23 protein-coding genes and 2 pseudogenes are annotated in these 24,519 nt (G+C 40.1%); 11 read left to right on the top strand and 14 right to left on the bottom strand.

The genetic code is table 11. The features are described from left to right. Positions 1-393 precede the first annotated feature (393 nt). Entirely contained in the window at positions 394-1,191 is a 798-nt protein-coding gene (locus tag V7K45_RS19160) for a peroxiredoxin-like family protein (protein ID WP_335006140.1), read from the bottom strand. A 263-nt stretch (positions 1,192-1,454) separates the two neighbouring features. Here V7K45_RS19160 and V7K45_RS19165 point away from each other — a divergent pair, with 263 nt between their 5' ends. Next, positions 1,455-1,652: an NblA/ycf18 family protein gene (locus V7K45_RS19165; RefSeq protein WP_194041722.1), complete on the top strand. Its 198-nt coding sequence runs from the start codon at positions 1,455-1,457 to the stop codon at positions 1,650-1,652. 380 nt (positions 1,653-2,032) lie between these two features. Further along, a pseudogene (locus V7K45_RS33020) lies at positions 2,033-2,188 on the top strand (efflux RND transporter permease subunit); the annotation flags it as partial. A gap of 81 nt (positions 2,189-2,269) precedes the next feature. Here V7K45_RS33020 and V7K45_RS19170 read toward each other — a convergent pair. The 3 genes from V7K45_RS19170 to V7K45_RS19180 form a co-directional block, all read right to left on the bottom strand. Further along, entirely contained in the window at positions 2,270-2,701 is a 432-nt protein-coding gene (locus V7K45_RS19170) for a GFA family protein (RefSeq protein WP_335006142.1), read from the bottom strand. Between the two features lie 247 nt (positions 2,702-2,948). Continuing rightward, positions 2,949-3,317 carry a hypothetical protein gene (locus tag V7K45_RS19175; RefSeq protein WP_335006144.1) on the bottom strand — a complete coding sequence of 123 codons (369 nt, stop codon included), beginning with the start codon at positions 3,315-3,317 and terminating at the stop codon, positions 2,949-2,951. Between the two features lie 541 nt (positions 3,318-3,858). After that, positions 3,859-5,469 (bottom strand): long-chain-fatty-acid--CoA ligase, encoded by a 1,611-nt coding sequence (locus tag V7K45_RS19180; RefSeq protein ID WP_335006146.1) that lies wholly within the window; start codon positions 5,467-5,469, stop codon positions 3,859-3,861. A gap of 366 nt (positions 5,470-5,835) precedes the next feature. Between V7K45_RS19180 and V7K45_RS19185 the strand changes: the two genes are divergently transcribed. From V7K45_RS19185 to V7K45_RS19195, 3 genes are all read left to right on the top strand, one after another. Then, the gene (locus V7K45_RS19185; RefSeq protein ID WP_335006148.1) at positions 5,836-6,816 is read left to right on the top strand and encodes a helix-turn-helix domain-containing protein; all 981 of its coding nucleotides are present in this window, start codon (positions 5,836-5,838) and stop codon (positions 6,814-6,816) included. Positions 6,817-7,003: 187 nt separating this feature from the next. Next, positions 7,004-7,483 carry a hypothetical protein gene (locus tag V7K45_RS19190; RefSeq protein WP_322673203.1) on the top strand — a complete coding sequence of 160 codons (480 nt, stop codon included), beginning with the start codon at positions 7,004-7,006 and terminating at the stop codon, positions 7,481-7,483. 78 nt (positions 7,484-7,561) lie between these two features. After that, complete coding sequence (locus V7K45_RS19195; RefSeq protein WP_094353368.1) at positions 7,562-7,942, top strand: DUF423 domain-containing protein; 381 nt, start codon at positions 7,562-7,564, stop codon at positions 7,940-7,942. 387 nt (positions 7,943-8,329) lie between these two features. Here V7K45_RS19195 and V7K45_RS19200 read toward each other — a convergent pair whose 3' ends face one another. Further along, on the bottom strand, positions 8,330-9,091 hold the full coding sequence (locus V7K45_RS19200; RefSeq protein ID WP_335006151.1) for a nucleotidyltransferase domain-containing protein: 762 nt from the start codon (positions 9,089-9,091) through the stop codon (positions 8,330-8,332). On the opposite strand from V7K45_RS19200, the pseudogene V7K45_RS19205 reads away from it, so the two are divergent. Continuing rightward, a pseudogene (locus tag V7K45_RS19205) lies at positions 9,092-9,178 on the top strand (ergothioneine biosynthesis protein EgtC); the annotation flags it as partial. It lies immediately after the preceding gene. A gap of 344 nt (positions 9,179-9,522) precedes the next feature. Next, positions 9,523-10,557: an L-histidine N(alpha)-methyltransferase gene (egtD, locus tag V7K45_RS19210; protein ID WP_335006153.1), complete on the top strand. Its 1,035-nt coding sequence runs from the start codon at positions 9,523-9,525 to the stop codon at positions 10,555-10,557. A 322-nt stretch (positions 10,558-10,879) separates the two neighbouring features. Here the strand turns inward: egtD and V7K45_RS19215 are convergent, their stop codons facing one another. Beyond that, a complete protein-coding gene (locus V7K45_RS19215; RefSeq protein WP_335006155.1) occupies positions 10,880-11,194 on the bottom strand; it encodes a hypothetical protein in 315 nt (104 codons plus the stop codon). Positions 11,195-11,730: 536 nt separating this feature from the next. Here V7K45_RS19215 and V7K45_RS19220 point away from each other — a divergent pair. Beyond that, a complete protein-coding gene (locus V7K45_RS19220) occupies positions 11,731-11,856 on the top strand; it encodes a DUF4351 domain-containing protein (RefSeq protein ID WP_335006181.1) in 126 nt (41 codons plus the stop codon). Between the two features lie 106 nt (positions 11,857-11,962). Here V7K45_RS19220 and ilvB read toward each other — a convergent pair whose 3' ends face one another. The 3 genes from ilvB to V7K45_RS19235 all read right to left on the bottom strand — a co-directional run bounded on the left by ilvB (position 11,963) and on the right by V7K45_RS19235 (position 15,957). Beyond that, the gene (ilvB, locus tag V7K45_RS19225) at positions 11,963-13,858 is read right to left on the bottom strand and encodes a biosynthetic-type acetolactate synthase large subunit (RefSeq protein WP_335006157.1); all 1,896 of its coding nucleotides are present in this window, start codon (positions 13,856-13,858) and stop codon (positions 11,963-11,965) included. 126 nt (positions 13,859-13,984) lie between these two features. Continuing rightward, complete coding sequence (locus tag V7K45_RS19230; protein ID WP_335006159.1) at positions 13,985-15,247, bottom strand: MFS transporter; 1,263 nt, start codon at positions 15,245-15,247, stop codon at positions 13,985-13,987. 116 nt (positions 15,248-15,363) lie between these two features. Further along, the gene (locus V7K45_RS19235; RefSeq protein ID WP_335006161.1) at positions 15,364-15,957 is read right to left on the bottom strand and encodes a hypothetical protein; all 594 of its coding nucleotides are present in this window, start codon (positions 15,955-15,957) and stop codon (positions 15,364-15,366) included. A 469-nt stretch (positions 15,958-16,426) separates the two neighbouring features. On the opposite strand from V7K45_RS19235, the gene V7K45_RS19240 reads away from it, so the two are divergent. From V7K45_RS19240 to V7K45_RS19250, 3 genes are all read left to right on the top strand, one after another. Further along, entirely contained in the window at positions 16,427-16,687 is a 261-nt protein-coding gene (locus V7K45_RS19240; RefSeq protein ID WP_335006164.1) for a hypothetical protein, read from the top strand. Between the two features lie 265 nt (positions 16,688-16,952). After that, entirely contained in the window at positions 16,953-18,587 is a 1,635-nt protein-coding gene (locus tag V7K45_RS19245; RefSeq protein WP_335006167.1) for an AAA family ATPase, read from the top strand. Between the two features lie 99 nt (positions 18,588-18,686). Further along, positions 18,687-19,061, top strand: a complete 375-nt coding sequence (locus V7K45_RS19250; protein ID WP_094333579.1) for a DUF1257 domain-containing protein — start codon at positions 18,687-18,689, stop codon at positions 19,059-19,061. 75 nt (positions 19,062-19,136) lie between these two features. Here the strand turns inward: V7K45_RS19250 and V7K45_RS19255 are convergent, their stop codons facing one another. The 5 genes from V7K45_RS19255 to V7K45_RS19275 form a co-directional block, all read right to left on the bottom strand. Then, complete coding sequence (locus V7K45_RS19255; protein WP_335006170.1) at positions 19,137-20,369, bottom strand: WD40 repeat domain-containing protein; 1,233 nt, start codon at positions 20,367-20,369, stop codon at positions 19,137-19,139. 84 nt (positions 20,370-20,453) lie between these two features. After that, on the bottom strand, positions 20,454-21,755 hold the full coding sequence (locus tag V7K45_RS19260) for a WD40 repeat domain-containing protein (protein ID WP_335006172.1): 1,302 nt from the start codon (positions 21,753-21,755) through the stop codon (positions 20,454-20,456). A 37-nt stretch (positions 21,756-21,792) separates the two neighbouring features. Continuing rightward, positions 21,793-22,581 carry a GUN4 domain-containing protein gene (locus tag V7K45_RS19265; protein WP_335006174.1) on the bottom strand — a complete coding sequence of 263 codons (789 nt, stop codon included), beginning with the start codon at positions 22,579-22,581 and terminating at the stop codon, positions 21,793-21,795. A 7-nt stretch (positions 22,582-22,588) separates the two neighbouring features. Continuing rightward, positions 22,589-23,191: a hypothetical protein gene (locus V7K45_RS19270; protein ID WP_335006176.1), complete on the bottom strand. Its 603-nt coding sequence runs from the start codon at positions 23,189-23,191 to the stop codon at positions 22,589-22,591. 102 nt (positions 23,192-23,293) lie between these two features. After that, positions 23,294-24,433: a WD40 repeat domain-containing protein gene (locus V7K45_RS19275; protein WP_335006178.1), complete on the bottom strand. Its 1,140-nt coding sequence runs from the start codon at positions 24,431-24,433 to the stop codon at positions 23,294-23,296. Positions 24,434-24,519 lie beyond the last annotated feature (86 nt).

Genomic DNA, 24,519 nt, shown 5'->3' on the forward strand with positions numbered 1-24,519 from the left:
TCTGCTTAAACCTTTGATTTTTAAATTTTGAGGTGCAAAGTTTGTGACTCAGTGATCCTGAGTTACTTTGTCATGCCTTTAGTCTAAACTCCAGTACTGAAGTAGACTGGAGATTTTTGGCGATATTTAGTCATCTTCAGATGACTTTAGCTATGAGACGGGAATTGAAATTCCCGGCGGACAAGCGGTTTCACGTTAAGTTGACACCAATGCCCGCAGGGTATGCCCCACTGATAGCGTTGTAAAGTAGTAACAAGTCTGCGTACTCTTACAGAGAAGCAAGCTATGCAAAGCGTCTTGATTCTAACCGGAGGCAGATTATTTCCGGCTCCGCTTCTGAATTCTTCTTCAAACTTTTGTTGTGTTAGATATTATTGAAATAGCAATTAGGAATTAGTGAGTTGAAGTAAAGCTATTCGTTTCGATTGAGGATAAAAATGATAGGGGCTGACTCATATTACTAGCAAAACCCAGTATTCCAGGATCTCGATGTTCGTAAAGTAACTGGCCTTTGCTATCAAACAAAAAAGTTCCACCACGCTGAGTTAAGTAAGCAGAATTAGGTACATAAGTATGCCAATTGCTGAGAACTTCAACCATATTCCGTAGCCGTAGAGTAGCCAATTCAAAGGGACGTTGAAACCCACTTCCGCCAGCTAATTGGAAAAACGAGCCTTTAAAAGCAGGTAGAGGAGTACCTTGAATAATTTCATTATCTTCAATGAGTTGAGGGGCTTGACGATCCCCCCTGTATCCCCGAAAAACTTCTCTTAGCGTTCCAGGACTTCCAAAGCCTGCACACATTAACACTAGATTTAGCCAAGCTTTCTGAACAGGGGAAAGTCCTGGAAGAGGAAGATTGAGACCTGAATAAAGTTTGAGTTGGTGATGTAGTTCTCCATTAGGTTCAACAAATAAATTTTCCGGTGGAAATCCTGTATATTCACAGAATCTTATTCCAGAGGCGCGATTACCAATTCCCACTGCCCGAATAGCAAGTTTTTCACCTGAAAATTTTTTAGCTTCGCGCTGTAACCACCACGCATATTCAAGACTATCAAAATCCCCAAGTTGGGGCCAGACTAAAACAAGGATATATGAGGCAGGCTCGCAATTTTCTAGTAAGGGGCGGGTCATGCCATCACTAACACGCTGAAGTTCGGTCTGATTAAGGATAGTGTAAGGATTCATTACAAATGATTACTCGGATATTTGGGGTATCAGTGACACAGGATGTAAAAGCATTAGTATGACATAATCTCAAGTTTGTAAATAATTTGTTATACTAGTTAACAGAAGTTCATATTTAGGTTTGACACCGCTAAGTAAGGCAATACCCAGTAAGTCTCTTGATGAGTGTATTACTGCTAACAGCAGCTAGGTATGAAAGCTTCTTTTCAAGATTGTCAACATTGACCCTTTAGTTTTCGCCTAGTTGGGCGATTGATCCTGCGATGAATCAACCCATTACATTATCTTTAGAACAAGAATTTAGCCTTAGAACTTTTGCCGATCAAGTGCAGCAGATGTCTCGCGAACAAGCTCAAGAGTTTTTGCTTATGCTCTATAAGCAGATGATAATTCGCGAAACGACTTACCAAGAATTGCTCAAACATCAGTGGGAACTTGATTCAGACTCAATTTTGGGCTAAAGCATACAACCAAATAAATGTTTTGAATTTTTAGCAGCGACAAAGAAATATTGGTAGAAATGCTCTGTCGCTGCCAGCTTGGGAGAGTGCTGGAATATACTAGCAGAAGTCCCTTGGTACTCCGATTGACTTGATGTCTGCGTAAAAGTGACTTTACAGCAGTTTTTATGTATTTGAACCACACGCTAGGGGCGCAAGGCATTGCGCCCCTAGCGTGTGGTCTATGATGGGTTGGTATTGGCGCGCTCGGCGTTTCACCAGTTAATAAATTAATAGAGTGGTTGCTAACAAAAAATAGGTGAACTTTGAACGAGCCAGAGTATGAGATTAGTTGCAAATACGGCATTACTTAGTGTAAGGCGAAATGATGTAAGCGACTGACGCTCTACAATGCGATACGCGATCGCTCCGTGCCATTTTTATATCAGCAGGTACGAGCGTTCTAGGCATGGTTCCCTTGGCAATCTTTCCAGGACAGGGATCTGAATTGTATCAAGGTCTAGGAATATGCCTTAACCGGAGGTTTAGCATTTTCCATAAGTTAAGGCATTTACCGAGGCTTTCCTGACAATAATTGCTCAGATAATCACAGATATGCTAAAAAGTAACTCCAATCTTTACTGCTGTGATTGCGGTGCAAAGTGTGCAAATACCTCCGCCCCTGTTAGGTTCTTGGTTTCATTGGCAAAACAGTAATATTTGGGCTTTTCATCTATGAATATCTGACGATCGAAAACAAGACCTTCACAGCTATCGAATAGTCCAACGGGTATAAAATACTGGTTATTTTGTTTAAATTTGTAAAATAGATGGCTACCACACTTCTTACAAAATCCACGCTCTGCCCATTCTGAAGATTGATAAACTTCGATATATTCTTCACCAGAAAAGCTAACATCACTCCCAGACTCAACTACTAACAAAGGTCCTCCACCCCAGTTGCGACACATACTACAATGACATGCTTCTATCTGATTACTCATACGGGTTGTAGAAACGTTTACTACTCCGCACAGGCAGCTACCTTTTGCAATGCTCACATTAGACATATTTTTTCTCTGCTCCCAAAAATGCGCTCTATTTTACATTCTTTTTTGTTTCATGCTGGAAGTATCTGCACTATTGAGTTTAGAGGCTGATACAACTAATCTAGTCGCTTCTTGACGCTGATTTCAATCAACATTGATGTTACATCTCCAATTTAAAAATATGGAGTTTTGCGTTTATCGCGTAGAGCCTAACTTGATGGATGGGCTGAGGTACGAAGCCCATCTACCGTGCTTGAGTACAAACGTCTTATTTCAGTTTGCAGCTTGCGGTAAGTTCCAGATTGTAGAAAGTCCCTGGTTTGGGATTAATTGAACGCAACTGCTGAATAAAAGCATTAAATGTTGTATTGCTTATGCCGAAGCCAGCTTCAGCACAAGCAGATAAACCTCCTTCGATGGGAATAGATCCGGTTCTGGGACTATATACAATGAATTTATCGACGGTGCTAGTGCCGACTGCAAACCCGATAACCTGGCGAACTGTTCGCAAAGCGGCATTATCTAAAGGACCACCAATACTGCCAATACTGATATTAACCGCACGACTTTCAGCAAAGGCTGGCGCACTAATCGACAATACAGTCCCGACAATCATCAAACAGGCGAACTTCTTCATTTTCCTCTCCTCCAAAAAGCTGAAAAACTAATAATTAGGTTTCGACATGGATGAAGTACATCAGAGACTTTACCATGTAAGGTTTTCAGACACTAGGGTGTGTGTAAACTACAAAATCTATGATTCTGAACTTTTGGGGATTACTTCAGCATTAGGTCTTTCGTTTTCTGAAAAATGTTAATTTCTTAAAAATTCTTTATAAAATCGCCTTTGCAGACCCTGGCTGTCTAATTGGTGTTGTTTACAGAGAAGTTGAAAAAACCTAGAGCGGTAAAACTTGCTAGAGGTAGGTTGGAAGCATAGTAAACTCGTTTGATATTTTCTAAGACGCATACGTAATTAAGCCTTTAGTCTCACCTCTCCAGTTAGTTTTGCCGTTCTAGGAAAAAACATTTAGCAACAGCCATCCCAGCGTGAGACTGACTAACTCAATGTAGAACAGACTAGCGCTGTCGAGTCCTTGCCTGATTCGCAACTTCAGGCGCTTCTACCCTTTAATAACAATATCTGGTAAACTTGGCAGTGAATTTCGATATCGCAACTAACTGCCATAAATCCTCTTTTCAGAACCTATCCATTCTTTCTCTCGTAACAGATACTTTTGAATTTTACCAGTACTAGTTTTTGGCAGAGTAGTAAATTCAATTGTCGTAGGGCATTTAAAAGCAGCAATTTGATGGCGGCAGAATTGGATTAATTCTTGTGCTGTAACTTGCGCGTTTTCTTTGAGAGTAACAAAAGCTTTTGGCACTTCACCACGCTTGGCATGAGGTACAGCAATAACTGCACATTCTAACACGGCTTCATGGCGGTAAAGACATTGTTCAACTTCAATACTAGAGACATTTTCCCCATTTGTAATGATGATATCTTTCATGCGATCGCGCACCTCAATATAACCATCAGGGTGCATTACTGCTAAATCACCGCTATGAAACCATCCTCCTCTAAATACCCTTTCGGTGGCTTCTGGGTCATTATAGTAGCCTGTCATCACCATATTTCCCCGCATCACCACTTCCCCCATTGTTTCACCGTCCGCCGGGACATCATTCATATTTCGATCTACAACTCGCAAACCATCTGCACCGATATAAGGTACGCCTTGGCGTGCCATAAGTTTTGCTTGTTTTTCAATATTTAACTTATTCCAATCTGATTGATATTCACAAACACTATACGGGCCATAAACTTCTGTTAAACCATAAACGTGAATAATTTTTGCGCCGATTTTAGTAAGTTTTTCAATCAATATTGGTGATGGTGGTGCGCCTGCTGTAGTGATAGTTAGAGGTTTTGCTAATAATTGCGGACAGTCTGGATGATTGAGGAGAGAAATTAAAACTACAGGTGCTGCATTTAAATGAGTTACTCCTTCTTGTTGAATTAACTTCCAGATAGTACCGGGGTTAAACTTGCGCAAACAAATATGAGTACCACCGATAGCAGTTACCGCCCAAGTAAAACACCAGCCATTGCAGTGAAACATAGGCAGAGTCCACAAATAAACTGAGTTAGGTGTTAGTGTTGTTTCGATTATTTCTCCTAAAGAGTTAATATATGCACCGCGATGAGAATACATTACACCTTTGGGTTTACCAGAGGTTCCACTAGTGTAATTAATAGAAATCGTATCCATTTCATCTGTAATTACCCAAGGTAAAGGAGTTGGATTGCCAGTTTGGAGAAATGCTTCATAATCCTCTCCATTTATAGGTTCAAATCCTTTAGTATCGCTGATATTGATTATATACTTAACAGTTTTGAGACTATTTTGAATAGGTCTAATTATATTTGCTAACTCTGTATCAATAAAAAGAAATTTAGCACCGCAATCATTTAAGATATAAGCAACTTCTTGGGGAGCCAAACGCGTATTAATAGATACTAGAATCCCACCTATTAAAGGCACAGCAAAATGGGCTTCTAGCATGGGTGGAGTATTGAAACAAAAAAAAGCGACGCGATCGCCTTTTTCAAGTCCAGCATGATGCAGTGCTGAGGCTAGACAATTGATCCGCTCTGCAAATTCCCTGTAAGTGAAGCGTTTTTGATTATATATAATAGAAACTTTCTGACTATAGACTTTAGCATTACGTTGAATAAAAGTTAGAGGTGTGAGAAAGCTGCGGTCAACTGCTTTAGGATTCATGGCTAATGCTAACAGTAATTATTTACTGCATGAGCATACCATACGGTCATAAAGTACTACATGATTTTTACAGTACTTAGTTACTGCGATCGCATTCAATTAGACTAGACTCAGGGGCAGGCTCAGTCTACCTTGAGATTCCGGTTACTTGTAAATGGTAGGCACCCAAGGTTTATTCTCACAGAGATGCCAGTATCATTTTTACGATGTTGACTGCGTTTATTATGGCTTTGTTCCAGTGTTGACGAGCAATTAAAAAATTTAAATTATACAATTAACATCCGGAAAACCAAGGTGAAGTTAGGAAAAATAGTGAAGATATAATTGTAAATTTCTTTGATTGAGTTAATATAAAAGGCTTTCACAATGGTTACTACTCCTGTACACTATCTGCAAATTCTGGGCAATCCAAATATTGAAATTTCTCAAGATGAGTTGCGATCGCTTTTAGGAGAAATAGAAGTACAACTGCATCGTAGCCGAGTTTATCGACGTGCTTTAGCGATTGTGCAGAAGTTAATAGGTTCAGAAACAGATCAGGCTCAAGATTTATTAAAAGCCGTAGGTAGAGAAGCGATCGGTTTAGCATTTCGACAATTTGCCCAACAACATCAAAAAGTTGAAACAGCTACAGATACAAAGCAAGCCACGGAAACAGTCAATTCTTCATCAGAGATACAGCAGGAATATTGCACTCAACAGGAGCAATCCTCTAAAAATGCAGCAGAAAATTCGCTGTGGAAAAAACCACTACAATTTCTGAATCATCAGAGGATTTCTCAAGCAGAACTTGTCTTGCAAGCAGACCAACAACGCATGGTGTGCCTACGTCAAATCGGGCAACAACTCCATAAAACTCGTCTGTCCAAAGGGCTTTCTTTAGACCACATCCAGCTTTCCACTCATATCCGAACCGAGCTGATAGATGCATTAGAAAACGGCAACTCGAAAGAATTGCCAGATGACATTTTTGTACGTGGATTTATACGACGTTATGGAGATGCTTTAGGACTTAATGGTGTTGCTTTAGCTGCTTCTTTGCCAGTACAAGCAGCCATACCAGTAACTCAGCCCCTTTCGTACCAATCTAAAAAAGGAATGGGATTGGAAATTCGTCCGACGCATTTATATGTAGGTTATACAGCTCTTCTTGCTGGTGCAATGGGAGGATTAGCTTTGATGTCCCAGCAACAAGCAAATACCGCTATATCAACTGAGCAAGATAACTCTTCTTCTGTTTTACAATCGTTAAAACAACAATCCCCTACTATTAAACCAGGGATTAAATCTACTAATACTGGTGTGGCTGTCGGATCTGATATTTCCCCACCAGAAGGATCGTATTAACGTGCACCACAATCCAATTACATCTTACATATAGACTTTGAATTTTCCCCCTTCCCAACGCGGGAAGGGGGTTAGGTTTTTGGTGGACTTTTCCACATAACGTGAAAAGTCAGGTTAATTGATATATTGGAACCTTTATGAAAGTCAGGTTAAAATCGCAAGCAAAGTGTAAATCTGAAGTGAAACTATGAAAACTGCTGAAAAATTAGCTGCCGGTTGGCTACTGACACTCGGATTCATGTTTGTAACTCTATCAGCAACAGCGGCACTAGAAAAATTCGCTACACCTAAAGCCATCTCAATACCGGCGGGGGAGTATGAGTTTAACGCACCGAATGCTACTTATGAAGATAATAATGCTGCTGTTGGTGGTCTAATTTTTGGTGTCCCTACCCTAACACTGGGCACGTGGTTAGCATTGGGATTGTACCGTCAAAGTCGGCAGGAGAAAAAGGCAATTAATCAACAAGTTAGCGATCGCCTGCAATCAATTTTTTATGAGATGCTACAAGAAAATCACGGGCGCGTAACTGTTTTAGGCTTTGCCATCCAGTCACAACTACCCGCAGCCCACGCCAGACAATATTTAGATGAAAAAGCTAAAGAATTCAATGCAAACTTTAAGGTGAACGAAGAAGGGGCTGTATCATATCATTTTGATGTCTAATTGTCATTAGTCCTTTGTCATTTGTTATTTACTAATGACCAATGACCAATGACGATCTTCAACTTACGGCTAGGTCTAATGACGCAGATTTTTTTGAGCGTAGCTGCCATTTTAGGCGGTTTGTCGGTTGCTGCTGGTGCTTTTGCTTCCCATGCCCTGCGGGAAAAGATTAGTGAGCGATCGCTAGAAATTTTTGAAACTGGCGCTCGTTACCAAATGTATCATGCTCTGGCACTTTTTCTAGTAGCAATACTAATTAGTCGTACCGAGTCGCCTCAACCCACACTCGTAGCCAGTGGATGGCTATTTATCATTGGCATTGCTATTTTCTCAGGTAGCTTGTACGCCCTTAGCTTAACCGGTATTAAATCCTTGGGAGCGATCGCACCACTAGGGGGCACAGCCTTGATTGCAGGTTGGGGTGCTTTAGCTTTTGCTGCTTGGAATTTGAAGTTGTAAAAAAATTAGGAGTTAAGAGTTTTTAACTCCTAACTCCATTTTTTAGAAGCTCATTTACCTCATTGTTACAGCATATTTTATACAAATATTCCATGTAGATTGAGCATTTTAATACCCAAAAGCTGCAAATGATGAACTCAATTCCTTTCTTTTTAATTAGGGAAAGTGACTCTTGTCTATGTATAAAAACTAATAATTTAACAAAAATATTTTCTAACAAATAAGATTTACCGATTCATAAATCATAATTTGAATAATGCGCGGAGTTTGCAACCATTTGAACTATTAAAACACAAATAAACTAATATCGTTATTTAGAGCTAACACAGAATTTAAAATTCCTAAATTTATCTTTTTTAGAAAAGCTAGTATTGATGAGTTAAAATCTTATAATTTATAGCTACTTGCTCTCAGGCGTATTAACAAGTTATCTAAATTTGCATTAGCTGAAGGTGCTTCAGGTAATGGGCTAGATTGATATGCCTCCTGTAAATTATTACGCAGACGTTCATATTCTCTTTGATGAAAAACTACATTAATATCTGACGAAACAGACTTTTCTGTACCTGCTAATTTTTGGGCAATCAAATCAGAAATATATGGCAAATTAAAAACCTCATTTAACTTAATTAAATTAGACTCAACTACTCCTGTTTGCATCAAATAGATACCAGTTAATAAAACTCGATAAACATAAAGCAATGGTTTAATTCGATGCGCATTTTCTTTCTCAAAAAGTTTCCATTGTGTTGCGGCAAAACCAATATAATGATAGCTATGATGACGGGTAATACAATTTTTAGCAATAATTTTCAATTCCTCATGTTCAGGTGAGGTTATTAATATTAAAGGAGAATACAATTGTTCTAATACATAACCATTCTTTTTAAGTAGCATCAAAAAGAATTTTTTGACATCATGAGTTACTAAATCAATCTCTAAAGATTCGCGAACTTCTGAAACTTCAATAGTTTCATTTCTAGTCTGTAATCCCACTACTTCTTGAACTGGTAAAATATGCACGCCACGCAAGTCATAATCAGAATCGGGTGAGGGAAAGCCATATAAGTGGGAACCGCTGATGATGGCGAATAAAAACGGGTAAGGCTGTTGCCTAATAATTGTGTTAATAGAAGTTGGAATATTCATATATTTCTAGGTAATTGGATTGCTTGCCCAGAAAATAGCATCATTAGTGTGGGAGCAGACTATGAGATTCAAATTGAGCAAATCTAGTGTGAAAGAGGCTATTTCTCCAGCCTTCGATAAATGTCGCTCGAAAACTTTTGTGCTATTCCAGATATGACGAAGCTACATTCTCTAGTCAACCTCATTCTGACACGATCTGCTATTTGCTGGTACTTAGGGTATATTGCCTATATCGAATCTTTATCGCTGCAAGAACATAGCACTTAGGCACTTACTTGCTACTATTTTAATGGGAAAATGCGGAAAAATAGCTTGAAAGCTTGAGCTATATTGCTCAAGCATGATTTTATTAACTATAGCTATGTGTTTCACTTATTGGGGTAAGGGTCTGCTATCAAAGTAACCTATTACGCCAAGCAAACGGAGGTTTCATGTCGATATCTAAAGCTGTTAATAGTAAGGTTACTTCTCAAAGCAGCGTTGAAAAACGCTTGCAGATAGAGCGTTTGATAGGAGCGACTCAAATAGTTGCACCTAATGCTGGGAGTGATGTAGTGAAGGGATTAACTCAAACACCTAAATCTCTACCCCCTTGTTACTTTTATGATGACCGTGGTTCCGATCTGTTTGAGCAAATCTGCGATTTACCAGAATATTATCTTACACGCACAGAAACAACGATTTTACAGCAGTATGCTGGTGAAATTGCCAAGATAACTGGCATTTGTGAATTGGTAGAACTTGGCAGTGGTAGTTCTAGCAAAACCCGCATTTTACTAGATGCCTACCAGCAACTAGGCTATCCTCTGCATTACCTACCAATTGATGTATGTGCAGGTATGTTGGAAAGTAGTGCCAAGCAGTTATTAGAAGATTATCCCTTACTCCAAGTTTATGCACTAGCGGGAACCTATGAATTAGCCCTTGCAAAACTCCTACCGACGCAATTACCCAGTCGGATGATTTGTTTTATTGGTAGCAGTTTAGGTAATCTTACCCCTGATGAGTGTGATGTGTTCTTCTCTCAAATTACCAATGCTCTACAAGTAGGTGAGTATTTTTTATTGGGGATAGATTTACGAAAGCCAAAACAGATTTTAGAACCAGCTTATAACGACAGCCAGGGAGTGACAGCTGCATTTAACCTCAATATGCTGGAACATTTAAATCAGCAGTTTGAGGGTAACTTTGACACCACCCAGTTTGAACACCGAGCATTTTACAATGAAAGCAAGCATCAAATAGAAATGCATTTACGCAGCTTGCGATCGCAAATTGTAGAATTACGCGCTCTTAATCTTAAGGTTAATTTTGCACTAGGTGAGACTATCCTCACCGAGATTTCCCGCAAATTTGACCTTGATATTATCAAACAGCAACTAACTGCACAAGGTTTGTTACCTCTTCATGTGTGGAGAGATCCAAATCAATGGTTTGGCTTAATCCTCTGTCAGCTGCAAGCATAAAGCAAATCAGAGTATGCCTCATATATATAGTGGTTCTCAGTTGAGTCCAATATATATATAGCTAACAAAAACAGCCCTTTCCTACAAGCATTAGGGAGTAACACTCAATACGGTTCGAATTACCCCCCTTAATCCCCCCAATAAACGGGGGGAAATAGAAAGTTCCCTCCCCTTTCTAAGGGGAGGGTTAGGGTGGGGTAAAACTTTGGTTAATCAACTATTTGAAACTTGTGTATACACCGTAGCCTTTGAGGAGAGAGCAAAACGTATGAATGCAAATTCCGATCAACCCAAGCAAGTAAACTAAATGTTTAGGCGCTAATTATTGCTGCATTGAAGGTGTGGGAAAAATTCTGCTGAATATAGGAACCCGTGGACGAGGTTTATTTGCTGTTATATTGGCATTAGTAACAGAAGATTTATTAGTTACCTCAGAAAGAAGAGATGGTTTGCTATTAGTAGAATTGGTAAAATCACTCAATTGGGTAGCCGGAGGTGAACTTGAAGATATGGAAGTAACATTCTCAGTATTTTGACTGTTGGTTTTTACCGGAGTTTGAGCTTGAGATGGAGTAACGAGGAAAGTTGAACTTGTTCCTAATACCAGTACAAACAAATGAGAAATATATTGTTGCATAGGGATTGGTAAAATGGGTTGATAAATATTCAAAGCTTAAAGAAGTTGTGTTTGTTCTCAGTTAGAAATAAAACTGCAATTGTCCCATAGAAGTCATGACGCTGTTGTCCAATAAACTTGAACACAGCGATTTCAAATGAACAGACTATTAATGCTTAGTACATTAATTCGCTAACAACAATCTAATTTTCTCAATCAATAGGAAGCTAGACTCTCTTTTGTAAAAGAAAGAGAGCGGTTATTTTAAGACACTGAATCTGCCTGAAAGAAAGTTAGCAAATAGATACACCTGGAATAATTGACGTTTTTTAATCAACTAAGCCAGCACAACTTTTAATATTGTATTTATATTTAACTTTTTAATAAAAGAGGAATGTTACTGAATTTTAGAAAAAAACCGATTTATATAAAATCAACTCTCACTCGCATATTTAACTAACTAAAGCAAAAAGTATATGAATTTTTAATAAAACCTAAGTTTGATGAAGTAGTTTTCAGAACGCTTTGCTGCAATTGAAACAGAAATATAACAGCAGATTTGCACATTATCGATTACTCAATTAGAAGAATTAGCTGAGGCGCTGTTAGATTCCAACAGTCAAAGCGATTTAGTCAATTACTTAGGAAATATCTTTTTACCTCAACCTCATCAGAAAGATTAAGGGATACCTACGTAAAAGGAAAGGGGGCAGGAATTAGGGGAACTCCTGCATCTTGCTCCCCTTCTCCTTGCTCCCCTACCTCTCTAGTCAGAATTATCAAAAAGCGTTACAGCTTCGTCCCACACTCAGCACAGAAGTTATGGGTAGGAGCATTTTTGGCATTGCAGTTGCTACAATACAATGGCTCTGCTGCCGCTTTCGGCGGTTGCTTCTGCAAGCCGACCATTTGAGCGTTGCTCTTACCAGGGGCTACCATTGGATAGCAGTTTTCGTCTCTGGTGACGTGAACATTTAAGATTACTGGGCCTTTATGTGCTAGCATTTCGGCGATCGCATCTTTTAATTGACTGCGATCGCTAATTATCATGCCTTTAATGCCATAAGCTTTTCCCAATAACTCTACGTCTGGCATCCCTACTTCCATATCGGAGCATGAGTAACGTTCACCATAGAAGGCTTGCTGCCACTGGCGCACCATCCCTTGCCAGCCGTTGTTGAGAATTATTGTCTTGACATTTATACCATACTGTGATATAGTTCCTAATTCCTGTAAACACATTTGGAAACTAGCATCACCGCTAATACAGATGACTTCCTCATCAGGAAACGCCACTTTCGCGCCCATTGCCGCAGGTAAGCCAAAACCCATCGTTCCTAAACCAGCGCTAGAAATCCAGCGCCTTGGGCCATTCTTCAGGAATTGTGCTGCCCACATTTGATGTTGTCCGACATCTGTGGTGTAGAAAGCGTTGGGTGCTTGGCTATTGACTTCTACAATCACTTCTTGGGGTGAAATGCTGTCGGCATGATGCGGCACGATGAGAGGATACTCTTCGCGCCAACGGTTAATTAGATTCAGCCACTCTTGGTTTTGATTAGGTGTAGCCTTTACCCCTGTTTCTTTACAGCGACGCAACAAGTCTACTAACACATTCCGCACATCGCCGACGATGGGCACTTCGGGAATCCGGTTTTTGCCGACTTCTGCTGGGTCGATGTCGATGTGAATTACTTTGGCGCGGGAAGCGAATTCGTCTAATTTACCTGTAACGCGATCGTCAAATCTAGCCCCGACGCAAATCAGCAAGTCACAATCACTAACAGCGAAGTTAGCGTAAGCAGTGCCGTGCATCCCCAACATTCCCAAAGCTAGGGGATGATGTTCGTCAAATGCACCGATCCCCATTAAGGTTGTGGTGACGGGGATATCGAATAATTCTGCTAGTTGTTTGATTTCTTCATGGGCACCAGCTGCGATCGCACCACCACCCACATACAATAGCGGACGGCGACTTTCAGTAATCAACTGAATCGCGGCATGAATTTGTCGGGGATTTCCCTTCACAGTGGGACGATAACCGCGTAACTTGACTGAACCTGGTTTTACAGGTACATAGTCAAATTCTTCTAGAGCTACATCTTTGGGGACATCAATCAAAACTGGTCCCGGACGCCCAGTGCTAGCGATGTGGAAGGCTTCGGCGACAATTCGCGCCATATCTTTGGGATCGCGCACCACATAAGAGTGCTTGACGATTGGGAGGGTAATCCCGTAAATATCAGTTTCCTGAAACGCATCTGTACCAATCGACGGACGTGCTACCTGTCCTGTAACCACAATCATCGGGATTGAATCCATGTAGGCGGTGGCAATGCCTGTCACCAAGTTAGTTGCTCCTGGGCCAGAAGTACCAAAGCATACTCCTACTTTGCCTGTAGCACGGGCATAACCATCAGCAGCGTGGGCTGCGCCTTGCTCGTGTCTCACGAGAATGTGCTTCATAGCACCAGTTGCTTCCACCTTATACAGGTCATCGTAAATTGGGAGAATTGCCCCACCGGGATAACCAAAAATATAATCAACCCCGTGGCGATGAAGGCTGTCAAGCAGAGCAAAACCGCCAGATGCACGTTTGGGCACGACTGGCGGACTAGAAGCACGAGACTGTTTGTGATTCTCGATTTGTGGGAGACTAATTGGGGAAAGCGATCGCACGGTCAAACCTCAGACTATAGCTAAAGTTAATGCTGAATTCTGTAGTTAAGATTTCATTTTAATTGAAAACTTCAATCAAAATCTTATTAATTTTTATATTAAATATAAAGCTAGATTATTAGCTTACATTAGTTAAATTACGTCTTGCAAGACTTTGCGGGTATTTTGCCAAGCCCAAACACCGACAACTACGACAACAATACTCATTGTTACAAGTACAATTCGCAAGCCGAGAGCATCAGTTAAGGGCCCAGTGATGGCCAAGGGTAACGCCAAAGCGATGTTAACGGCATGATTTTGAAAGCCAAATACTTTACCGTGCATGGTAGGTGGTGTTTGCTGTTGAATTAAAGTTTGCATGGGGACACCAATTAAAGCAGCACCTACACCCAAAAATGCACAGAGTCCTAGAGCTAGCAACAAGTTATGCGTAAAAGTGAACACCCCTAAAACTAGTGCCATCATCAAAAATCCAATTAAAGGTAGGGGCTTGCGATGCAATTTCTCACCCCAGTTACCTAAAATTGCCGCACCAAAGACCATACCCACCCCTGCTGCTGCCAAGAAAAAGCCAAACTGTTTTTCTTTTAGACCAAACTCCTCAGCTAATCGAATCGTCAGTACTGTTAAGGCTGCAAACACACAATATAAGGTTGTCAGTTGCAGCATAGCGTTCAAGATCAAAGGGTTTTTCTTGAGATAACGCAGGCTCTCAGTGAATTCAGCCCAAGGGTGATTTGATGCCCGATGTTCCCGGTGAGGTTTGTTTTCTTTAAACTTAATTGGCTGCATAATTGCAGCCGATAATATGTATAATCCACCAACCACAATCTCTTGACCGTATTCTTCTCCCATCCAGCTTTTCGCCAAACTCAAAATCGGCTCTCCAATGGCAAAGCCAACAATTAAAGCTCCCATCATCGTGCTGCTAAATAGTGCATTGGCTGCTAACAAATTCTCTCGCTTCACCAATAAGGGAATGGCTGCTTGTTCCGCTGGTGCAAAAAACTGCGTCACCGTGGAAATAGCAAAAGTCAGGATTAACAAAATCAGGAAGTGTCGTGGTAACAAGGGAAGACACAGCGTTAATATTCCCCGCACGACATCTGAGCCGACCATAATCAGCTTTTTTGGCAAACGGTCAACAAAGATGCCACCAGCAGAGCCGAACAAAATTGCTGGTATTGTAAACGACAGCATCAAGGTTGAGTACATCGAGTTTTGTGCCAACCCAGGAAGCGGTGGGTAGTTCTCCAGCAGAGCAATCAGCAAAACGAAGAAGACCTTATCTGCTAACTGGGACAGCAGTTGCCCAATCCACAGAAGCATAAAACCACGGTTTTTTAGCAGTGCGCCAAACCCGTTATTAACAGCAGCTGGTTCAGTTGGAAACATTAGATACTTTGGGTAGATGGGGCATAGGGAAAATAAATGCTAACTCCTCTGTACAGACGCGATTAATCGTATCTCTCCTCACTCCTAACTCCTGTTTACTTAATCCATTGTCCGGATTAATTTGCTTCATAGTGCTTTAACAGCATAAGCAAAAATTCAGCTGCTGTCAGACGACCTTTGGGTGGAATAATCTCAACGGATGAATCTACCCAATAGCCTTGTACGGTTTGGGGAGATTTCCAAATGGACAAATGATCGACTGCTGGCTGTGCATAAAAGTTATTTTGCCCACTACCTAGCAAACATGAACTCCAATGAGTGAAATAATCATGACTCATCCGATGAATAGGGAAATTTCCCTGTAGTGGTACTCCCCATCCATCTATAGCAATAAACGCTTTCACACGACCACCCAAGAGTTGCCACAAATGCGCTGCTCCTATTGCCCCAACTACGCCAGCACTAAAGCTTATGAATATAATTGGTGATTCTAGAGAGTCGGTCAAGCAATACCTGGGGTGAGCTACGCTAACGCGCAAAAACTGCAAAATGTGCAATGGTGATAAACTTGAAAAGTCTTTACTCGGAAAAACCAGTATATTAGATTGATTTTTCGCAATTGACCCATTAGGAATATCTAAGCATTCCGAGATAAAGGATTCAGTGAAGGCTGGATCGTGGATTCCAGGGCAAATAATAATGATGCTCATCTCTCTGTGCGTGGCAGCTTTCAAAATTATGAATAACTTAAACCTACTACAAGGGTCTATTAGCTGCTCGCGTTTACTAAAAGATGATGGGAGATGAAGAGAAGATTTTAAGTAATATTTAGTAGCAAATAAAAATAAGTTTAAAAAAATATGTAATTTTGCTCAAAAGTATTCAGATGCAGGGATGACGCTTTGTGTCAGTTTGTGTTATTGCTTAGTGCGATCGCTAATTGCAATTATAGAATAGACTTCTTGCAGAAGTGGGGAAAAGGTTAAGGGTTAAAGGGTAAAGGTATGGAATTTTCCCCAACCTAGTAACTTTTAACATGCACCCCAATATCTTGCCAAAGTTACTTTTGCAAGATGTCTAATCTAAACAATTTTGGCAATTTGGCATCCAATGTCTTTGGGTTGCAGTTTCAATGGAGTTATCAACACAACGGGACAGTCAAGAAGTTGTACGAGGGATATGGTAAAACTTTCCGCTTCTGGTGTCCCGTGCTATGCCAGTTGTAAGCGTGAGTGCTGTAGAATCGCTCTACATAATTTATACAGCGCTCAACAGAGTTCAGTTCCCACTTTACAACTGGCTAGAAATGAACAAAACCAAATAAAACCTCAGAAGATGAAAGATGTAGATAGCTGGCATTTCTCTAAGAGCGATCGCCAGCTTTTGACGCTGGTACAGACTGTTGATTGCTGGAAGTCCTTAATTTTTATATTTTTTTGATGAATTTATACTAGTAATTTTTGAAAGAATATAGTATTAATTAAGACTAATTAATTCCTAGTACAGCACGGCGGAAATAAACATACCCTTCGGGTTCACCAGTCGCCTGCGGAGGGAAACCCTCCCTCCGCGCTGGTTCACCATTTCAAATGGCGCAAAAGCGCAAAGATAAGAGTTTTAAACACTTGATTTGGGAATTTCATACTTCAAATCAGCAATGCTAAAAACTCTTTTTCCTATACCCTTATACCCATTTTCAAGAGAAATGAGCAATTTTCATCAATATGGAAAAGGAGATGCAACTCATAACAGCGATCGGCAATACGCCTCCTTAGTAGAACAACTTGATTTGATGATTCGGGCACGGTATCCCTTACTGTATGTGATTACCGTTGAAGAAGAACCTGTAGAAGAAGTGTTGCAGCAAGTTGCATTGCGTTCCCAACCAAAACGACAGCTTTTATTTTGGGATATTGTGCGGGGTTGGAGTGACAATGGTGCAGATAAAGGTTCGGTGATGGCTGCATTAGGGCGAATTGGCAAAGCTGATGCCCAAACACCTGCAATGTTTGTACTGCGTGATTTGCATCCATTTGTGAAAAATCCGACTACTGAGAAGAATGCCCCAATTGTACGGGAGTTGCGAAACTTGACGCGGGAGTTAAAGCGATCGCGTAAAATTATCGTTACCACCAGCCATACTTTAGAACTTCCCGACGAGTTACTGCAAGAAGTTACAGTCGTGGATTTCCCGTTACCTAGCGTTGGCGAAATAGATAATTTAATCCAACAGCTGGTAGTACCAGATAAGTTAAATGTTTCCGGTTTAGCGCGGGAACAGTTAGTGAAAGCCTGCCAAGGTTTAAGTCGCACCCGGATTTCTAGAGTGTTGGCAAAAGCTTTAGCTGCTAAACAGCTGGTAAACGAATCTGATATTGACGGCGTATTAGAAGAGAAAAAGCAAGCAATCCGGCAAACTGGGATTTTAGAATTTTTCACACCACAAGAATCACTCAAACGAGTTGGTGGATTAGATCAACTCAAACAGTGGGTACTAATGCGCCAAGATGCTTTTACCGAAGAAGCCAGACGCTACGGTATTCCTAACCCCAAAGGGATGTTACTTGTGGGCATTCAAGGAACAGGTAAATCTCTTTCAGCGAAGACAATTGCCCATGAATGGCGCTTACCGTTATTAAGATTAGATTCTGGGCGTTTATTTGGTGGGATTGTCGGCGAAAGCGAAAGTCGGGTGCGCCAAATGATTCAGTTAACTGAAGCAATGGCCCCGTGCGTTTTGTGGATTGATGAAATTGATAAAGCCTTTGGCAATATTACCAGTAGCATTGACGGGGATTCGGGGACATCGCGCCGCGTGTTTGGCAGTTTGATTACCTGGATGCAGGAGAAAACCGCGAGTGTGTTTATTGTTGCCACAGCGAATAATGTAAAAATATTACCAGCCGAGTTGTTGCGGAAAGGAAGATTTGATGAAATTTTCTTTTTGAATTTACCTACAGAAGCCGAACGCCAAGAGATTTTTAAAGTGCATTTGCAACGGTTACGCCCGAATCGGCTGCGAGAATTTAACTTAGCTTTGTTAGCTAAACAGAGTCTCAACTTTAGCGGTGCGGAAATCGAGCAGGTAATCGTTGATGCCATGCACCAAGCGTTTTCCACAAGAGTTGAGGGACAGCGCCGAGACTTTAATACAGAGGATATTTTACAGGCTGTAGCGCAGACAGTACCATTAGCTGCGATCGCACATGAACAAATTGAAGCATTAAAGCAATGGGCAGCACAAGCCGGTGCAAGAACCGCCTCCAACGATGTGCTGTTGGTAGAAGAATTAAAACAATACTCAACCGAACAAGGAATAGGCCCTTTAGAAGTCGATTAAAATAGAAAAACTATGTGTTTCCTGCGCCTCGTTTTTTAATCCAAAATCGTTCGACTGAGCGAAGTCGAAGTCCAAAATCTCAAATCAAAAATTGGTATTATGTCTCATTTCACAACTATCAAAGTCCAAATCAAACACGGTGAAATTCTGCATGAAGTTTTGCAAGAATTAAACTATCAAGTTGAATGCAACACGAATGTACGCGGATATCAAGGCGATACGACTCAAGCCGAGTATGTAATTCGCCAGAAGAATGGTTATGATTTAGGTTTTCGCCGCAGTGGTGAAAATTACGAAATAGTTGCAGATTTTTGGGGAGCTAAAATTAATCAACAACAGTTTGTTAATTCCATCAGTCAAAAATATGCTCATAAAACCTTGATGGCAACAGTGCAAGAACAAGGTTTTAATGTTGAAGACGAAGAAGTATTAGCAGATGGAACAGTGCGAGTTGTTGTAGGACGTTGGGTGTAAATAAGTGCTTGGGCTGGGCATCTTTCCCAGCCTAGATATTTAACCTCTTGCAAAAGTCCTAATTACGAATTAGTATTACTCTGGTATACTCCAAATTTTAATAGTTTTATCGATACTCGCGCTAACAACAGTTTTTCCATCAGGACTCACAGCAATAGACATAACATTAGCTGAATGCCCTTCTAAGTCATGAATTTCTTCACCTGTAAGCAAATTCCAAATTTTAATAATGCCATTATTTAAACCTCCAAAGAAAGCTTCACCATCCTTACTAACAGATATTGAGTGAATCTTATTATCTGCTTCCAGGGTAAGTGTATAAATTTTCTCTCTTTTTTCTATATCCCAAACATCAACCTGATTTTCTCCTCCAGCAATAGCAATTGTTCCATCTGGACTGATAGCAACACAAGAAAGTCCTGGTGCATAATTATTTAAACCCAATGTTTCGTTTCCTAGAGTTGTAATTTGTTGTCTTTGCTTCCAATTCCAAATTTTTATTGCCCTATCAATAGCACTACCACTAATCAAAATCTTCCCATCAATACTAAGGGAAACCTTAACAGTATTCATTCCCCAAACGTAACAAGGATGCTCTCCCAAAACATCATATTTTCCTGAACGGGGTTGTTCCCAAACATAAATCAATTTATCTTGACTACCACTAATTAGAGTACCATCAGGAGCAACAGCAAGAGATAAAACAGCATCAAAATGCCCCTTAAGTGTACGAATTTCTTGCTGATTTTGTAAATTCCAAATTTTTATTTCATTCCAATTATTGCTATACAAAGTTTTTCCATCTGGACTGAACGCAAGGGCATAAAGAGATGATAAACCTTCACCTAATGTGGAAATTAATTGGCTGGTTTGAATATTCCATAATTTGATAGTTTTATCATGGCTTCCACTCGCAATAGTTTGTCCATCGGGACTAAATGCTATTCCATATACATCAGATGTATGTCCGCTTAAAGTAGTTAAACATTCAAAAAATTTATAATGGTATGGATTTAAAGCTGCAATAACCTGTTCAAGACCAGCTTCTTTTCTTTTATGTAATAACTTATATGCTACCGCTTTTAACTGCACTGATTCATTCTGTAAACTTTGAATGACTAACTCTAAGCCTGCGTCACCATAGTTGATAGCTTCAGTGAGTGCAGCCATTTTTGCTTCTAAATTATTACTTAAAAGACGACGCTTAACGCCTTCGATTCCGCCTAGAACTACACCCGAAACTGGAGGTGGTGCTTGTCCACCAAGTACAGCATCATATTCTCGCGGTTGGTTGGCATTTTCTGGCATAATTCTCTTCCTCGACTCTAATAGCAGTGTTCCCAATTCAGGAAATGCGATCGCACTTATTTGAAATCGCACCTATCCTTGATTCTATGGAACTCGCCATACTTGAATTAATTTCCTAACGTAACTGACAATAGTCTGTCCATCTGGGCTAATAGCAACACTTTTTCCATAAGAGGAAAGTTTAGCAAGTCGTTCTTGTGTCTGCAAGTTCCAGATATTAATATCACCGCCACAATTAACAAAGATTTTGCCATCAGAATTGAAAGTGAAAAAGTTTAATTGACCACTATTAGGAAATAAAGTATGAACTTCTTTACCAGTTCTCAAATCCCATATTCTAATACGTGTTGGTAAATGATTATCGCCAGTTATTAAAGTTTGTCCATTGGGACTAATTGCTAATGAAACAACGCCATAAGGATGTCCATTTATAGACTCATGCCCTACTAAGGTATAAATCTCACCTCCCGTTATTAAATTCCATAGTTTAATAGTCTCATCTAAACTAGCGCTTGCTAAAATTTTTGCATCTATATTGATCGCAAGCGAAGTTATATTTTTTGAGTGTCCTTTGATAGTGTAAATATTTTGTTTTGTTTCTAAATCCCAGACGAGAATATTACCAGCTTCATTACCACTAGCTAATATTTTGCCATCAGAACTGAGAGCAATAGCTGTAAGAGTGTTACGCCTTCGAGTTTCAGACTCCCACAATGGTTGTCCGCTAATAACATGACTTAATTGCTCGGTATTGAAATTCCAGATTTCAGTTCTAATAGTACTGTCATGCTGAGAACCACCTATTGCTAAAGTTTGAGCATCGGAACTAAAAGTTAAATGTTTTGGATAGTCTTTTACTCTCGTACCAAATATTTTACTGATGGTGCGAAGACTTTTTCCTGTCTTCAAATCCCACTTTTTAAAGTCTATATAAGTTCCACCAATAATACTGCCATCTCTTTGAGGTACTTCAAAAGAACTACCGCCAGCATCACAACAGACTAGGGTTTTGCCGTCGGGATGAATAGCGATCGCAGCATCATTCCTATTAAGCTCAATTGTATAAACACACTCAAAAAACCGATAGGGATTAAATTCTAAGATTGCCTGTTTTACTTTTAATTCTGAGATATCCCGCAATAATTTATATGCTGCTAGCTGTACCCGTTGTGATGGATCTTTTAAAGCCTGAATTACTAAATCCCAGCCTTCTTGTCTATAATTAATCAGTTGCGAAAGCGCTAAAAGGCGGTAATTTTCATCACTGCTAGCGAAACGTTGTTTTGCGCCTGACAATCCGCCTAAAACTACACCATCGACTGGCGGAGGATTTTTTCCGCCAAGTACAGCATCATATTCTCCAGGTTGTTTGGTATTATCTGGCATCGCTTTTTACCTGTTGCTAATACCAGTGTTCCCAAATTTAGGCTATTTTGCAGTTTGCTAATTTCTCTGCAAGCGCAGACAGGGTTCTGCAACCTGTCCAAAAGTCACCTAACCCCCAACCGATAAATGCACCGCCACGGGGTAGGTGTCCTACGTTAGCACTCAAATCGAATGTCAAGTCATTCCAATACCGCCAAGCACCTTGAGAAAACCATCCCACACCTTTACCAAAGCGACACCACGCTTCCCAGTCAGGATTGGATGTACAGCCAACAATTTGCCAGATATGCGTCTGTACAACAAAGCCAAAGCGTCCATTGCTATATTTTTGCCAGAGAGTTTCAATCGTGTTTAAATCTTCACAAGGGAATTTTTCAACGTCTGATGGGTCTAAAAATCCTTGTGGTTTGCGATCGCATACGCGCAGCATTATACTAGCAGTCTCTTGGTCTGCATCTTTCCACTTTCCAGAAGCAAGCAAATTTTGCAAACGACTGTAGTTTACATCAACCGCAGAGATTAATGGTATATCACTGTGTAGATGAGACTGTACTTTTGCTAATGCTCGTTGTCCCAGCAGTGACGATACTGTAAATTCCAACTTTTCCGATTCAGTATTTACAATCTGAAACACCAATTTTGTACCAGCTTGGCCATACTTTAGGGCTTCTTCAACGGCGACAATTTGTTGTTCTAGGGATGTAGCGCCGATCAACCGTCGTTTAACACCTTCAATACCTCCTAAAACCGCACCATCTTTTGGAGGTAGTACTTGTCCGCCAAGTACTGCATCATATTCTCTTGGTTGATTGGGATTTTCTGACATTGCTGTTTTATTTAGAAAATGCTTGCACTCTGTCAATACAGCCCTGCTGCACTGCTTCAATTAAAATATCTTTTGCACCTTTTCGCTTAAAGTAAAGTGCTGCATAATTACGTTGTATCTGGGTGCCGTTGAACAGGTAATGTCGAATTCGGTCTTGACCTTGAGAAGTATCAACTAAGCCCAGTGTAAAGTCAACTAACTTGTAGGTGGCGCTATTGCGGTCATATTCTAGATTATCCATCAGCGTATCGATATCGGACACTCCGCCAGCACGCGCCATCGCCACGAAAGCATCATATCTATCAATTTTATTACCATACTCCTGAAGTATTTTTTGTACTATAGGTTCTGGTCGAGAAGCTAGTAGTGAATAAGCTGCTTGGCGTACTTTCCATAATTTATCGTCCAACGCCCAAATTACTAATTCCAAACCTGCTTCGCCATACTTGAGTGCTTCTTCTAGTGCAGCGATTCTTTGTTCAACTACCGGATTTGCCAACCGTCTTTTAACACCTTCTAGTCCTCCTAAAACTACAGCACCAGGAGGCGCTTTTTCTTGACCACCAAGGACAGCATCATAAACTGTTGGGCGATTGGAATTTTTTGACATCGTGTTTTTATTTTTTATATGATGGAATTATTGAGTGCGATCGCCATAATCACCTAATTTAATAAATACTATTTTCACAACAGTTATTGTATTATCTAAAGACTAATTGTATTGAAGCTCAGGTAATCCCCAAACTTTAACGGTCGTGTCTTGGCTAGAACTAACAAGTCTTTGACCATCTGGGCTAATGGCTATACAAAAAACACAACCTGAATGCCCTTTAAGAGTTTTTTTAAATCCTGTATTTAAATCCCACACTTTAATAGTGCTGTCATAACAACCACTTACAATTGATTGACCATCATGGCTAAAAACAACAGAGTAAGCACCAGATGAATCGATGAAAGTGCGTTTCAGTTCCCCTGTATTTAAATCCCAAATTTTGATAACCTGTTCCCAACTACAACTAACTATTCTCTGGCTATCTGGACTAATAGCTATAGAAAAAACATTACATGAATGTGCCTCTATAGTAAGCTTAAGCTCTCCTGTAACAAAATCCCAGACTTTGATAGTTCCATCATGACTACTACTTACAATTGTTTGTTGGTCAGGACTAATGGCAATTGAACAAACACAATCTGTATGTCCCTCTAAAGTATGTTGACTTTCTTTTGTATTAAGGTTCCAAATTTTAACAGTTTTATCATTACAACCTGCACTGACAAGGGTCTGTCCATCAGAACTGATAGCTACAGACTTGACTTGTCCAGAATGACCCTTTAGGGTATACTTAAGCTGTCCAGTATTCAAATCCCAAGCTTCAATAGAGTGTAAATAAGTGCCATTGAAAATTGTCTGACAATCTAGGCTAATACATATAGATTCAATCCATGAGCCACGACTTTGGAGTGTAAGTTTAATCTCTCCTGTATCTAAATTCCAAACGTTGATTATATGATTCGCATCCCCACTAACAATTATCTTTCCATCGGAACTAATAGCAATAGCATCAACACCTATTGAATGCTGCTTAAAGGTAAAAAAACACTCAAAAAATAGATACAAATTGTGATTTTGTAATATTTTTTTTACTCTTGGTTCTGCCCTTTCTAGCAATAGCTCAAATGCTGCTTTCTTTACCTGCTCTGATTTATCCTGCAAAGCTTGAATAACTAAGTCTAAGCCTGCTTCTCCATATTTAAGTGCGTCTTGGAGTGCAATAACTTTTTGCTCAATAGTTGCACTTGTCAAGCTTCTGTTAACACCTTCTATTCCACCCAAAACTAAACCATAAATCAATACGGTTCAGTTAAGGCTGAAAAACTGATTAGTGATATGAAATTTAGGAGTTTCAACTCGTTGTCCAGTACCTCTGTGTTTTGGCT

The sequence above is a fragment of the Nostoc sp. genome (assembly GCF_036917375.1).
Classification (GTDB): domain Bacteria; phylum Cyanobacteriota; class Cyanobacteriia; order Cyanobacteriales; family Nostocaceae; genus Nostoc.

What these genes read in the sequence shown, in the direction of transcription:
- V7K45_RS19270 (WP_335006176.1), bottom strand. Translation starts at nt 23,191, where the DNA reads ATGTCAAAAAATTCCAATCGCCCAACAGTTTATGATGCTGTCCTTGGT.
- V7K45_RS19265 (WP_335006174.1), bottom strand. Translation starts at nt 22,581, where the DNA reads ATGTCAGAAAATCCCAATCAACCAAGAGAATATGATGCAGTACTTGGC.
- V7K45_RS19245 (WP_335006167.1), top strand. Translation starts at nt 16,953, where the DNA reads ATGAGCAATTTTCATCAATATGGAAAAGGAGATGCAACTCATAACAGC.
- V7K45_RS19200 (WP_335006151.1), bottom strand. Translation starts at nt 9,091, where the DNA reads ATGAATATTCCAACTTCTATTAACACAATTATTAGGCAACAGCCTTAC.
- V7K45_RS19170 (WP_335006142.1), bottom strand. Translation starts at nt 2,701, where the DNA reads ATGTCTAATGTGAGCATTGCAAAAGGTAGCTGCCTGTGCGGAGTAGTA.
- V7K45_RS19195 (WP_094353368.1), top strand. Translation starts at nt 7,562, where the DNA reads ATGACGCAGATTTTTTTGAGCGTAGCTGCCATTTTAGGCGGTTTGTCG.
- V7K45_RS19235 (WP_335006161.1), bottom strand. Translation starts at nt 15,957, where the DNA reads ATGAGCATCATTATTATTTGCCCTGGAATCCACGATCCAGCCTTCACT.
- V7K45_RS19160 (WP_335006140.1), bottom strand. Translation starts at nt 1,191, where the DNA reads ATGAATCCTTACACTATCCTTAATCAGACCGAACTTCAGCGTGTTAGT.
- V7K45_RS19215 (WP_335006155.1), bottom strand. Translation starts at nt 11,194, where the DNA reads ATGCAACAATATATTTCTCATTTGTTTGTACTGGTATTAGGAACAAGT.
- V7K45_RS19190 (WP_322673203.1), top strand. Translation starts at nt 7,004, where the DNA reads ATGAAAACTGCTGAAAAATTAGCTGCCGGTTGGCTACTGACACTCGGA.
- V7K45_RS19240 (WP_335006164.1), top strand. Translation starts at nt 16,427, where the DNA reads ATGGTAAAACTTTCCGCTTCTGGTGTCCCGTGCTATGCCAGTTGTAAG.
- V7K45_RS19180 (WP_335006146.1), bottom strand. Translation starts at nt 5,469, where the DNA reads ATGAATCCTAAAGCAGTTGACCGCAGCTTTCTCACACCTCTAACTTTT.
- V7K45_RS19165 (WP_194041722.1), top strand. Translation starts at nt 1,455, where the DNA reads ATGAATCAACCCATTACATTATCTTTAGAACAAGAATTTAGCCTTAGA.
- V7K45_RS19230 (WP_335006159.1), bottom strand. Translation starts at nt 15,247, where the DNA reads ATGTTTCCAACTGAACCAGCTGCTGTTAATAACGGGTTTGGCGCACTG.
- V7K45_RS19185 (WP_335006148.1), top strand. Translation starts at nt 5,836, where the DNA reads ATGGTTACTACTCCTGTACACTATCTGCAAATTCTGGGCAATCCAAAT.
- V7K45_RS19255 (WP_335006170.1), bottom strand. Translation starts at nt 20,369, where the DNA reads ATGCCAGAAAATGCCAACCAACCGCGAGAATATGATGCTGTACTTGGT.
- V7K45_RS19250 (WP_094333579.1), top strand. Translation starts at nt 18,687, where the DNA reads ATGTCTCATTTCACAACTATCAAAGTCCAAATCAAACACGGTGAAATT.
- V7K45_RS19260 (WP_335006172.1), bottom strand. Translation starts at nt 21,755, where the DNA reads ATGCCAGATAATACCAAACAACCTGGAGAATATGATGCTGTACTTGGC.
- V7K45_RS19175 (WP_335006144.1), bottom strand. Translation starts at nt 3,317, where the DNA reads ATGAAGAAGTTCGCCTGTTTGATGATTGTCGGGACTGTATTGTCGATT.
- egtD (WP_335006153.1), top strand. Translation starts at nt 9,523, where the DNA reads ATGTCGATATCTAAAGCTGTTAATAGTAAGGTTACTTCTCAAAGCAGC.